This window comes from Microbacterium sp. Ru50 (genome assembly GCF_002920555.1).
Lineage (GTDB): Bacteria > Actinomycetota > Actinomycetes > Actinomycetales > Microbacteriaceae > Microbacterium > Microbacterium arborescens.
Map to the genome: position 1 here is coordinate 41,868 of NZ_PQSV01000007.1, position 11,997 is coordinate 53,864.

Annotated in this window: 12 protein-coding genes; 6 read left to right on the forward strand and 6 right to left on the reverse strand. The window is 70.2% G+C overall.

The features are described from left to right. Nucleotides 1–78 precede the first annotated feature (78 nt). Nucleotides 79–414, reverse strand: coding sequence for an ATP-dependent DNA ligase (locus C3481_RS15575; protein WP_023955733.1), 336 nt, complete (start codon nucleotides 412–414; stop codon nucleotides 79–81). A 133-nt stretch (nucleotides 415–547) separates the two neighbouring features. Here C3481_RS15575 and C3481_RS15580 point away from each other — a divergent pair, with 133 nt between their 5' ends. The 3 genes from C3481_RS15580 (at nucleotide 548) to C3481_RS15590 (ending at nucleotide 2,210) form a co-directional block, all read left to right on the forward strand. Continuing rightward, nucleotides 548–757: a hypothetical protein gene (locus C3481_RS15580; RefSeq protein ID WP_023955735.1), complete on the forward strand. Its 210-nt coding sequence runs from the start codon at nucleotides 548–550 to the stop codon at nucleotides 755–757. A gap of 258 nt (nucleotides 758–1,015) precedes the next feature. Then, on the forward strand, nucleotides 1,016–1,273 hold the full coding sequence (locus C3481_RS15585; protein WP_308457288.1) for an ATP-dependent DNA ligase: 258 nt from the start codon (nucleotides 1,016–1,018) through the stop codon (nucleotides 1,271–1,273). Between the two features lie 19 nt (nucleotides 1,274–1,292). Beyond that, complete coding sequence (locus C3481_RS15590; RefSeq protein WP_103843247.1) at nucleotides 1,293–2,210, forward strand: helix-turn-helix transcriptional regulator; 918 nt, start codon at nucleotides 1,293–1,295, stop codon at nucleotides 2,208–2,210. Between the two features lie 11 nt (nucleotides 2,211–2,221). Here C3481_RS15590 and C3481_RS15595 read toward each other — a convergent pair whose 3' ends face one another. From C3481_RS15595 to C3481_RS15615, 5 genes are all read right to left on the reverse strand, one after another. Beyond that, a complete protein-coding gene (locus tag C3481_RS15595) occupies nucleotides 2,222–3,400 on the reverse strand; it encodes an ATP-binding protein (protein WP_103843249.1) in 1,179 nt (392 codons plus the stop codon). A 7-nt stretch (nucleotides 3,401–3,407) separates the two neighbouring features. Then, nucleotides 3,408–4,499, reverse strand: a complete 1,092-nt coding sequence (locus C3481_RS15600; protein ID WP_103843252.1) for an ABC transporter permease — start codon at nucleotides 4,497–4,499, stop codon at nucleotides 3,408–3,410. Then, nucleotides 4,496–5,437, reverse strand: a complete 942-nt coding sequence (locus C3481_RS15605; RefSeq protein WP_088380622.1) for an ABC transporter ATP-binding protein — start codon at nucleotides 5,435–5,437, stop codon at nucleotides 4,496–4,498. Before C3481_RS15605 ends, C3481_RS15600 begins: the two co-directional genes overlap by 4 nt. Nucleotides 5,438–5,447: 10 nt before the next feature. Then, nucleotides 5,448–7,070 carry a HAMP domain-containing sensor histidine kinase gene (locus C3481_RS15610; protein WP_103843254.1) on the reverse strand — a complete coding sequence of 541 codons (1,623 nt, stop codon included), beginning with the start codon at nucleotides 7,068–7,070 and terminating at the stop codon, nucleotides 5,448–5,450. A 90-nt stretch (nucleotides 7,071–7,160) separates the two neighbouring features. Next, nucleotides 7,161–8,156, reverse strand: a complete 996-nt coding sequence (locus C3481_RS15615; RefSeq protein ID WP_103843256.1) for a glycerophosphodiester phosphodiesterase family protein — start codon at nucleotides 8,154–8,156, stop codon at nucleotides 7,161–7,163. Nucleotides 8,157–8,313: 157 nt separating this feature from the next. Here C3481_RS15615 and C3481_RS15620 point away from each other — a divergent pair, with 157 nt between their 5' ends. The 3 genes from C3481_RS15620 to C3481_RS15630 all read left to right on the forward strand — a co-directional run bounded on the left by C3481_RS15620 (nucleotide 8,314) and on the right by C3481_RS15630 (nucleotide 11,992). Beyond that, nucleotides 8,314–9,210: a Bax inhibitor-1/YccA family protein gene (locus tag C3481_RS15620; RefSeq protein WP_172407824.1), complete on the forward strand. Its 897-nt coding sequence runs from the start codon at nucleotides 8,314–8,316 to the stop codon at nucleotides 9,208–9,210. Between the two features lie 88 nt (nucleotides 9,211–9,298). After that, complete coding sequence (locus C3481_RS15625) at nucleotides 9,299–10,528, forward strand: ROK family transcriptional regulator (RefSeq protein ID WP_103843258.1); 1,230 nt, start codon at nucleotides 9,299–9,301, stop codon at nucleotides 10,526–10,528. A 105-nt stretch (nucleotides 10,529–10,633) separates the two neighbouring features. After that, complete coding sequence (locus C3481_RS15630) at nucleotides 10,634–11,992, forward strand: extracellular solute-binding protein (protein ID WP_023955746.1); 1,359 nt, start codon at nucleotides 10,634–10,636, stop codon at nucleotides 11,990–11,992. Nucleotides 11,993–11,997 lie beyond the last annotated feature (5 nt).

An 11,997-nucleotide genomic window follows, 5' to 3' on the forward strand; every position in this document is an offset into this window, starting at 1 on the left:
GGTGGATCGCCGCAGCGGTATATGCCCCACTCTCACCGGTGACGCACGGCTGTCGCTCAGGCGGGTTCGACCCGTCGGTCACTCCGAGCCGTCGAGGAACGTGCCGTTACGGGGCGAGTCCGGCGGCTCCGGCACGACGTAGAGCCCCGTCGGGGAGTTGGCGGTGTAGGTCAGTGCCTCGAGCCACGCGCGATTGAGCGACGGCGTCCGGCTGCCGTAGTACTTGAAGACGAGGCCGCAGCCCGGGTGCAACCACACCGTCGTGCGGCCGTCACCGATGCTGATGTCGTCTTTCCACGTGAGCGTGAACGCCTCACCGCGCCGCAGCTTCGTCGTGATGACGGTCTGAAGGTGCGCGAGCGTCCGATCCTCGAAATCCGCTCGGATCTGGTTCTCATAGATGAAACGGCCCATCGCGTCTCCTTCCGGTCCGGCCCGAACCTAGTGCCCGCTGCGCACGGCCGGCATCCCCTTGTGCTCGACGCCCGAATCGGTAGTCTCGCCTGACGCGGCGTGCTCGACGCCGCTGCGATGAAGGGGGAATGCCGTGTCCAAGAGAGTCGACGTGTTCTACGGCGGTCGCCCCTACAGCATCGGGGGCCGCAACATCGACGACATCCGCGCCGAGATCGCCGCCGCCCTCGCGCTGGGGCACGGCTGGCTCACCGTCAACGACGGCGAGGGCGTGGCGCTGACGACCGATCTGCTGATCACCCCCGGCGTCGACGTCACCCTCGCCGACATCCCAGGCGAGTGAGCGTGTTACGTACTCGACCGTAAAAGTCAACCCCCTCCCCACTTCCTGACAACTGCCTGAAATCTGCGGTGGCACAGCACGTCTGTGCGCGTCGCGGATCGAGTGCGCGCGGAACGGATTCTTCCGCACGACCCCCCGAGTCGATCGCGGAAGCTGTTGATCGCGCCGTTGGGCGCGCAAGGAGGAATATTGGGCAGGTTTGTTTACGACGGCAACAATCGCGCCGAGATCGAGGACCGTACGCTCGCACACCTCCAGATGACCATCGGGGCGAAGCTCCGTCGCGGCGAGGCATTCTTCTTCACCTGGAAGGACGACGTCAGCGTCGGCAAGGGCCGCACGACCGTGTGGATGCACGCCGGCGCATCGCTCGTCTTCACCTTCCACGGCAGCCGCACCCCGGCGATCAACCGCGCCTGGCTCGAGGCGCTCATGTACACGGCGAACTCTCCCAGCGGGCTCTACATCGTCCCCGAGCCGGCGGAGTCGGCATCCGACAAGCTCGGTGTTGAATAGTCAGCCCAATCGGCGGGGGTTGCAGACCGACGACCCCGGTCGGGCACAGGAATCGGTCAGCTCGCTGTTCGCGACCCCCGTGTCGCTCGCCGTCGACGGGGCAGCGCCGTTCCGGTACGAGATGGCGGCGCTGGACCACCCGGCCGCCGCCGCAGCCGCCATGCGGTTCACCGGGACGATGCGCTCGGGCACACGGGCTTTTCCGCGTCTCGTGGTGGCGCACGCGGCGCACGGGAACCACCGCTGGCAGATCGGCAGCGAGTCGGGCGACGGCCGGACCCCCTTCATCGTGCCTCCGGACACGGAGTTCGCGGCCGAGTTCGGTCAGCTGCACCTGCGCACCTTCAGCATCACGACCGAGACGCTCGACCACGTGCTCCGGGCGATGCTCGGCGACGACCCACGCCACCTGCAGTTCTCGGGCCTGAACCGCCGGGCCGAGAACCCGAGGCTCGTCGCCGAGACCCTGCGCTTCCTCGAGGCAACCGTGCTGGCCGACGAGAAGGTGGCCGCTTCGCCCCTCATGCGCACCCAGCTGGTGCACCAGGCGGTCGCGTCCCTCGTGACCGCGTTCCCCCTCATCGACCCTGACGACGGGGAACGGCGCCGCCCCACGGCGCGAGCCGTCCGTCGCGCCGTGGCGTTCATGGAGGAGAACGTCAGCAACCCCATCAGCATCAGCGATATCGCGGTGGCATCCGGGACGTCGGTGCGCGCGCTGCAGAGCGCGTTCCACAAGGCGTTCGAGATTCCGCCGAGCACATACCTGCGCCGCCTGCGGATCGAGGGTGCGCATCGCGAACTGCGCGCGGCGCCTCCCGGATCGACGACCGTCCGGGATGTCGCCCTGCGCTGGGGCTTCGCACACACGGGGCGCTTCGCTCAGCTGTACGCCGCGATGTACGGGGAACACCCGTCGCATACGCTCCGTCGCTGAGGACGGTTCCGTCAGGCGGCCGTCGGATCCGGGATCAGGATCCACACGCGCGCGCCGCCGAGGGGTGAGTCGTCGAGACCGATGCGCCCGCCGTGTGCTTCGATCACACGGCGGCAGGTCGACAGTCCGATGCCGAGCCCTTCGGCGTCGGAGTCGCCGCGCTCCATGAGGGCGAAGACGCGTTCGCGGTCGGCCGGCGGCACACCCGGACCGTTGTCGTCGACGGTGATCCGCCACCCGCCGTGGACGGCATGCGCCCCGACTCGCACCTGCGGAACCCGCCCCGCCGTGGCCGTGAACTTCAGGGCGTTGGCGACGACGTTCTGCAGGACCGCGCGCAGAAGGGTGGGGTCGCCGACGGGGTCGACCTCGAGGGCCTGGCGAATGTCCGCACCCGACGCGGTGATCTGCGCGTCGAGATCCTCGACGACGGCGTGCATGACGGCGTCCAGGTCGACCCGCGTCCGCTGCGGGCTCGCACCGCCGACACGAGCGTAGGAGAGGATGTCGGAGATCATGGCGTTCATGCGGTCGGCCGCCGACTCGGCGCGAGCGAGCACCCGGGCCGCCTCGGGGGCGTTGTCCATGTCGGGGCTATCGATCGCGAGCTCGAGGAAGCCGGTCAGGGCCGTCAGCGGATTGCGGAGGTCGTGGCTGATCTGCCCCGCGAACCGCGAGAGCTGATCGTTCGACGCGCTGAGCTCGCGACTGATGCGGCGCAGTTCGAGCAGATCGACCACCTGATGGGCGAGCAGGTCGAGCGCCTCGCGAGACGACTCGTCGAGGTCGCCGACCGAGTCGTTGAACACGCAGAGGGTGCCGATGGCGACCCCCGCCGGCGTGATGAGCGGACTCGAAGCATAGAACCGCACGTGCGCGATCTCGCCGGTGACGAACGGATTCGCGGCGAAACGCTCGTCGAGTCGCGCGTCGGGCACGACGACCCGGCCGGGGCGCGCGATGACCGCGGCGCACATCGAGTCCTCGCGCGAGCAGACGGCGGGTTCGAAGCCGACCGCGGCGATCTGATGCTGCGAGCGGTCATCGATGATGTTGATGACCGCGGTATCGACGCCGCAGACCGTTGCGGCCAGGCGGACGATTCCCTGCAGGTCGGGCGCGGGCGCCTCGCCGATCACGTGGTAGGCGTCGATCGCCTCACGTCGGGTGATGTCGAGTTGCGTGATCATGACACTCTTACGCTATCCGCGTTCCGGGCGGCAGGCTCCGCGCCGGCGTCCTCGTCCGCGACCATGCCCCCGCCACCAGCAGACCGGCGACGATCACCTGTCCCCCGAGCCCGACGAACCAGCTCGGCACCGTCCGATCGCGAATCTCCGCGGGGGTCGGGAAGACCTCGTCGAGAGCCGGACGGCACTCGTCGAAGCCGGTCTCGAGATCCGGCGCGATCTGCGCCTGACGGACCCCCGATGCGATCTGCCCGAACAGGTCGACGGGGTAGCCGGACCGGTCGTATTCGGCAGGGGTCGCGTCGGCGAGGATGACGAAGGGATTGGCCGCGAGCACCCACCAGACGCGATCGAACCGCGGCACGGTGTAGGTCGACTCCTGCGGCTCGCCGCACACCATGCGGGCCGGATCGTTCCAGCACTCGTCCGTGCCGTCGACGCACTGCGGCGACCCGTCGGCGTTGTACATCGCGGGGCGATAGGTCGTCGTCGCCTCGCTCGAGAAGGCGGTCGCGCCGAGGCCGAACGCGATGAGCGTTCCGAAGACGAGTGCGGAGACCACGAGATACGTCGCCGCCACCGAGAAGAGCGGGCGGGCGATGAGGCCGCTCAACCCGACGCCGATCGCGGCGATGATGCCGATCTCGATCACGAGGACGGCCAGCGAGACCACCACGACGACGGGGTCCACTCCCCCGGCCAGGGTCGCGATGACGAGGAACGGGGCCGCCACAGCGGCGAAGGCGAGCCCCGTGATCCAGGCGGCGAGGACTTTCCCGAGCAGGATCTCGGAGGTGCGCGCGAGGGTCACCTGGACCGGAGCCAGGGTCGCGGCATCCCGGTCGCCGTTGACGGAGTTGCCGCTCAGTGTCGGCGAGACCAGAACGACGAGCAGCAGCGTGATGATGACGATCGTGGAGTAGATGCCGGCACCGCGCTGGTCCGCTTCGGTGACGATCCCGCCGAAGGCCAGGAATGCGAGCGCCGTCACACCGATGAGCAGCACGGCGAAGATTCCGAGCAGCACGTACCACGACACGGTGCGCACGCGCTGGAGCAGCTCGAGCCGAGCGACGGTCCACAGCCGGGCGATGCTCATGACGCCTCCTTCCCCTCGGCGCCGAGATCGAGGAAGGTGTGCTCGAGCATCCCGGTCGCCGCCGAGAACTCGGCGACCGCGACGCCGGCATCCACCAGCGTCCGCAGCCCCGCGGCCGCCTCATCCTCGGAGGCGAACGGGATCAGCACGTCGCGACGATCGATCGGCACCCGCGCGACATCGAGCCCGAGGGCCGTTGCGACCGGGAGCACCGCGGCATGCGCGTCGAGGTCGGCGACGCGGACCCGCCAGGCGCGGGTGCGGCGCGCGGCGGCGGCGACCCGATCGGGGCTGACGGTCGCGCCGTCGAGGAGGAACACCGCGTCGTCGACGACCTCCTCGAGCTCGGAGAGGATGTGGCTGGATATCAGCACGGTCTTCCCGGCCGCGGCGAAACCGCGCAGGAGCCCGCGCAGGTCGACCCGCGCTTGGGGGTCGAGTCCCGAGGCCGGCTCGTCGAGGAGGAGGACGGACGGGTCGTGCACGAGCGCGCGCGCGAGTCCGAGCCGCTGCTTCTGCCCGCGTGAGAGCACGCGAGCGGGCGACCCGGCCAGCCCCGCGAGTCCGACCTGATCCAGAAGCTCTCCCGCGCGGCGAGCCGCGGCGGACGTGTCGAGATCGTAGAGCCGGCCCGTCATCTCCAACGTCTCGCGCACCGTGAGCGACCCCCAGGCCCCGAGGGCATCGGGCATCCATCCGAGCCGCGAGCGGGCCTGCGCGGGGTCGGCGACGGGGTCGATGCCGGCGATCCGGATGCTGCCGGCGTCGGGCTGCAGCAGCGACGCGAGCATCAGCAGCAGCGTCGTCTTGCCGGCGCCGTTGGGGCCCACGAGCCCGGTGACAGCCCCGGCTCGCGCATCCAGGTCGACGCCGCGGACGGCTTCGACCCGCCCGAACGAACGACGGACATCACGGACGCTGATCCCGGCGGTGAGCATGTCCGACACCCTAGGGGACGGCGATGGCGGGATCGAGCGGCGGATCCGAGAGGGGCGCGTCAGCCCGCGGGAGCCGGACGACCGCGGTGGTGCCCCGCTCCGCTCCGGGCAGCAGGCGGATGTCGCCGCCGTGGGCGCGGGCCAGCCCCCTCGCGAGCGAGAGCCCGAGGCCGAGGCCCTGCTCGGCGCTCCGGCGCGACCGGGCGGTGCGATAGAACCGCTCGAAGGCCTGTCGGCGCTCGGCGGGACTCATGCCCGAGCCCGAATCCGCCACGGCGATCGCGACCTCTTCCGGGGCGGTCGTGATCGTCACCGACACCTCGCTGCCGGGAGGTGACGCCTGCCGGGCGTTGCGCAGCAGCTCGGTGATGATCGAGTGCAGATCGCGGGCGCCGATCCTCGCGTGGGTCGGAGCGCCCGACACCAGGACCCTCGCTCCGGGGTCGCCGTCGCCCACATCGTCGACGGCACGCTCGACGACGGCACGGACGTCGCACGACGACGGTCGGGGCGCCACGTCCGCGCGACCGGTCGCGAGCATCAGTTCGACCGTGTGCTCCAGGCGCTCGGCCGCGCGATGGACGGTCTCCCAGCGGTCGCGATGCTCGGGCATCGCCCCGGCGACGGCGAGCTCGGCGTTGCCGAGGATCACCGTGAGCGGGGTGCGCAGCTCGTGACCGACCGTGTCGAGAAAGCGGTCCCGCACGTCGACCGCCTCGACCAGCTCGGTCACGTCCTGAGCCACGACGAGCACTCCGATGGGCTCGCCGCCGAGGGCGATCGGCCGCGCCACGAAGCGCAGTGCCACCTGATCGCCCGGCTGACCGACCCACACGCGACGCGGTTCGGCGAGTTCACCCGAGAGGATGACGTCGCGGAGCCAGGGGCCGAGCCCGACCGGGGTGATCCGGTCTTCCTCGTAGACGAACGTCCTTCCGTCCTGTTCGAGCGAGATCGCGATCCCGGCGCGTCGTGAAAGCGCGCGTGCGGGGGCGTTCGCGAGCAGCACCGCGTCGTCGTCGCCGAAGACGACGATCGCGTCCGGGCTCATGTCGAGCAGTTGTTGCAGCGCCGCGTCGGTCCGGCTCGACGAGTCGATCGCCTCGGCCATCCGGTGTCTGGCGCGCCTGGCGTTCGTCCGCTGGCGTCCGAGATCGACCGCCACGAAGCGGGTGCCGATCGCGAACATGCCGAGCAGCGCCGGCACCGTCACCAGCGACACCCATTCGCCCAGCCCCGAGGGGACGGCGGGCGACGCGGCAAGAGGAAGCAGCCCCGCGATGACCACTCCGAGCGCCGTGACGAGGGGCGGGAACGCGAACGCGAGCCAGGCGATGGGGAATATCACGAGCATCCCGGTCACCGGCAGCAGATCGATCGCGCTGCTGCGCAGCGGCGCGCAGGCGAGGATCGACGCGAGCGGCACGATGCACACCCAGACGGTTCCGCGGGTCGGCTTGTCGTGCCAGACCAGCGCCATGGCGATGCAGGCTGCCAGGATGACGCCGACGCCCGCGACATACATCCCGGTGATGCGCGCGGGGTCGACCATCGCGACGGTCGTGGAGATCATCGCGGTCGACGCCCCCATCAGATACTGGGCGTACGGCTGGATCCGGGGTCTGCTGAGCATCGGGCCTCATCCGCGGGCATCCGCTCGCCCGACGACGATCACCCTCCCGATCAGGCGGCTCCGCTGTCAAGTCCGTGACAGTCCGACGTGTCAGTGCCCGAAGACCTCGACCCCGAGATCAGGGTGGTCGACGAACACGCCGTCGACACCGGATGCGGCCAGTTCACCCCACTCGCCGCGGTAGTCCCCCCACGCGGCCCGCCCGCCGGCTCGTCGGTGGCGGCGGACGAGGAACGCGTTCTCGGGCCGGGCCGTCCACGTGAACACGATCAGCTCGCGCTCATGCGCGGCGCCCACGAGGTCAGCCCCGTCCGCGCCGCGCGGGGGGTCGAGGATCATCCGCTTGTCGAGGCTCACACCGGCGACGCGTCCGCGGAGAGCGTCGAGTCCCGCCGGCGAGGCCCACTCGCGGTAGCCGCGGGCCCGGCCGCCCTCGGTGGCGACCAGGTCGTACGGTGCGCCGTCGGATTCGAGGAGGAAGATCCGAGTGCCCTCCACCCCGGCGTCGGCGAGGCGGTCGAGGATGGTCAGCTCGAACGACTCGATCCACAGCGGGAGGTCGGCCGCGTCGAGCCGAGCCGCCGCGAGCTCGGCGCCGATGAGCGCGGCGACGTCGAAGCCCGCGCCCGCGAAGAACGTGGCGTGCTTGAGCTCCACGACGATGCCGGGTCTGCGCCCCGACGCCTCGGCGAACCTCGCGACCAGATCGAACAGATCCCGCAGCCGCATCATCGGCTCCGCCCCGTCGTTCCGGGCGCTATCGGGCCGAAGCCGCGGGAGTCGCTCGCGGCAGCGCAGCCGCGACAGCTCGTCCCACGTGAAGTCTTCGGCGAACCAGCCCGTGACCTCGATGCCGTCGACCGTCTTCGTCGTGCGTCGCGGCGCGAACTCCGCGTGGTCGGCGACGTCGGTCGTCGAGCCGATCTCGTTCTCATGGCGGATGATCGCGACGCCGTCCCGACTGAAGACGACATCGGGCTCGACGGCATCGACCCCGCTCTCGAGCGCGAGGAGATAGGACGAGCGCGTGTGCTCGGGACGATACCCGGGCGCACCTCGGTGGCCGATCACGAGCGGGCGGGTCACGGTCCCAGGCTAGGGCCGGGCTCGCCCGGTTTCGCTGAGGGCGATCGGCTTCATGGCCTGCTCACAGCAGGGAACGTACACCGCGGGAACCGGTTCCCGTAGGCTGGGTGAACACGGCATCCAGCTGTGTCGACCCTCGACTTGGAGTGTGAGAGCAGTGGCCCTCAATAACCCCGCATTCGACAATCCCGCGTTCAAGGAGCAGCGGCCGGGTCTGACGCCGCCCGCCGCCCCCGGCATGCAGACCGCTTCGGCGCAGCACGCCGGTGTGGACGTCGCCTCCCAGGCGCAGCTCGAAGGCATGTACGCGGCACCGGCCGCCGGTGCCCGCGAGACCTCCCGCATGACGGTCGAGGACACCGTCGTCAAGACGCTCGGGCTCTTCGCCATCCTGCTGGCCGCGGCCGTCGTCGGCTGGGTCTGGACGCTCTCGCCGGTGACGCGCGACAACCCCGCCCCCACGATGATGCCCTGGATCATCGGTGCGCTCGGCGGCTTCGTCCTCGCGATGGTCGTCACCTTCACCTCGCGCAAGAAGGTCCGCCCCGGCCTGATCTTCGGCTACGCCGCGTTCGAGGGCCTCTTCGTCGGCGGTATCTCCGCCTACTTCGAGTTCATCTGGCAGGGCATCGTCATGCAGGCGACCCTCGCGACGCTCGCCGTCGTCGGCGTGACCCTCGCCCTCTTCGCCAGCGGCAAGGTCCGCGCGTCGGCCAAGGCCACGAAGATCTTCATGATCGCGATGCTCGGCTACCTCGTCTTCTCGCTGCTGAACGTCGGCCTGATGCTCTTCGGCGTGTTCCCGAGCGGCATGATGTTCGGCCTGCACAGCCAGACAGTCGCCGGTATCCCGCTCGGCCTCATCATCGGCGTGCTCGTGGTCATCATGGCCGCGTACTCGCTCGTGCTCGACTTCGACAACATCCAGCGGGGCGTCCGCAACGGCGCGCCCCGTCAGTACGGCTGGGTCGGCGCGTTCGGCATCATGGTGACCGTCGTCTGGCTGTACGTCGAGATCCTCCGCATCATCGCGATCCTGCGCGGCAACAACTGACGCTCCCCCGCGATCCTCGAAGGCCCGTCCGGTTCGCCGGGCGGGCCTTCGTCATGCGCCTGCGCAGTATGGTTCGACGGGAGGAACCATGAGACGCGGCTCGAACCTGCCGGCCGTCGGCACGTACAACCAGACGCTCGTGCTCGACCTGATCCGGCGCTCCCCCGACGGCATCAGCCGCATCGAGCTGGCCGCCCGCACCGGACTCTCCGCGCAGACGCTCAGCAACGTCGCCCGCCGTCTCGTCGCGGAAGGGTGGGTGCGCGAGGGCACTCCCGTCGTCTCGGGTCCCGGCAAGCCCCGCACCCCCCTCCAGCTCGACCCCGCGGCGCGCTGCGCCGTCGGCATCCATCTCGATCCGGCCGTCGAGACGGTCGTGGTCGTCGACCTGCTGGGCCAGGTCGTCGCACAGACCGAGCGCACCCCGCGGCCCGATGCGACACGGGAGCAGATCCTCGGCGACCTCGTGGACACCGTGGAGTCCCTGCTCGCCGAGGGCGGCAGATCACGCGCATCCGTGCTCGGGATCGGCGTCGCAGCCCCCGGCCCGCTCGACGCGGAGGCGGGCGTTCTGTTCGAGCCCCCGCTCCTGCCCCCGGTCTGGCACGACCTCGCCCTGGGGTCGCTGCTGCACGCGGCGACGGGGCTGCCGACGACGGTCGAGAAGGATGTCGTCGCGGCGATGGTGGGCGAGCTCTGGCGGGATGCCGCCCAGGAGCTGCAGGACTCGATCTTCGTGTACTACGGGGCCGGCGTCGGGGCGGGTCTCGCCGTGGACGGGACGCCGATCCGGGGCCGCACGGGCAACGCCGGCGACGTCGCACACCTCGTCGTCGAACCCGGCGGCCCGGCGTGCGGATGCGGTCAGCACGGGTGCCTCGGCGCCGCCATCGCACCCGAGCGGCTGCTCATCGACGCCGGCGTCATCGACGGCGGAGAGCCGGTGGCCGCCTCCGCCCTCCGCGAGCACGTGCGCGATCTCGCCACACGCGCGCAGGGCGGGGACGACCGCGCCGTGGCCGCTGTACGACGCGCGGGGGCGAGCCTCGCGCGGGCCGTCGTGCAGATTAACAACCTGCTCGACGCGGATGTCGTGGTCGTCGGCGGCCCGCTGTGGACGCTGCTCTCGGCGACCGCGGGTCCCGCCCTCGTCGAGGCGGTCGCCTCCAGCACCGAGACGGCGACGGTCCGCGGCATCCGGGTGCTCGAGAGCGGCCTGGCCACCGACGCCGCCGCTGTCGGCGCCGCGTGCCTGGTGCTCGATGCCGCGATGACGCCGCGCCCGACCGACCTCATGATCGCCGGCACGGCGCACTGATCTCGGCGAGAAAGGTCCGGCGAAGCCTTGTCCTTTTATTCCATTTGGTTTAGAAAAGACGTGCGCGCGCACCAGCGCCCTCGTCAAAGCAAAGGAGCTTCGACCATGAAGAGATCCACCACGACCGCGGCAGTCGTCGGAATCGCCGCGTTCTCACTCGCTCTCACGGGCTGTGGCAGCGGTGGCGGGGGCGGCGAGGCGTCGTCCGACACGATCCGGGTCGCCTACCAGAAGACCACCTCGTTCACGGCGATGGACGAGCTGATGAAGAAGGCGAAAGAGGAGTACGAGGCCGCGAACGAGGGGATGACCGTCGAGCTCGTGCCGATCGAGGCCGAGCAGGACCAGTACTTCACCAAGCTCGCCCTGATGAACGGGTCGGCGGGGACCGCCCCCGATGTCATCTACGAGGACACCTTCCAGATCCGGTCGGATGCCGCCGCCGGGTACCTGCAGCCCATCGACGACTACCTCGCCGACTGGGACCAGTGGGAGCAGTACGACGACGGCGCCAAGCAGGCCGGCCTCGGTGACGACGGCAAGACCTACGGCGTCTCACTCGGCACCGACACCCGCGGGCTCTACTTCAACAAGCAGCTCTTCGCCGCCGCGGGCCTGCCCGAGGACTGGGCGCCGGAGAGCTGGGACGACGTGCTCGAGGCCGCTCGCACCATCAAGGAGAGCAACCCCGACGTCATCCCGTTCAACATCTACGCCTCGCAGGCGCTGGGCGAGGCCACCTCGATGCAGGGCTTCGAGATGCTGCTCTACGGCACGGAGGACGAACTGCTCGACACCGACACGAACAAGTGGGTCACGGGGTCGGCCGGGTTCCTCGACGCACTCGAGTTCTACCAGACCGTCGCCGACGAGAAGCTCGGTCCCGACCCCGCTCAGGCGCTCGACGCCGGCTGGGGAACCAAGGTCAGCACCGAGCTCCTCCCCCAGGGCGGCATCGCGATCGCCCTCGACGGTTCGTGGCTGCCGAGCAACTGGATCGACGGCGAGAACGCCTGGCCGGAGTGGGAGCAGACGATGGGCTTCGCCGCGATGCCGACGCAGGACGGCGGCGGTGACGGCTTCACCTCGATGTCCGGGGGCTGGACGCTCGCGATGGGGTCCAACGCGAAGAACCCGCAGGCCGCGTTCGACTTCATCGCGCAGGCGCTGACGTTCGAGAACGCGCTGATGTACCACCAGGAGGCCGGGCAGATCGCGGTGCGCAAGGATGTCGCCGCCAGTCAGGAGTACCTCGACTACAACCCGTCGTTCGAATTCTTCTCGTCGCTGGTGCCGTACACCCACTTCCGGCCGGCGACGCCCGACTACTCGCAGATCTCAGCGAACATCCCACGCGCGACCGAGTCGATCTTCACCGGTCAGGCGACCCCGCAGGATGCGCAGGCCGCGTACGACTCCGCTCTCGTCGGCATCGTCGGCGAGGAGAACACGCAGGCGGGCTGATCCAG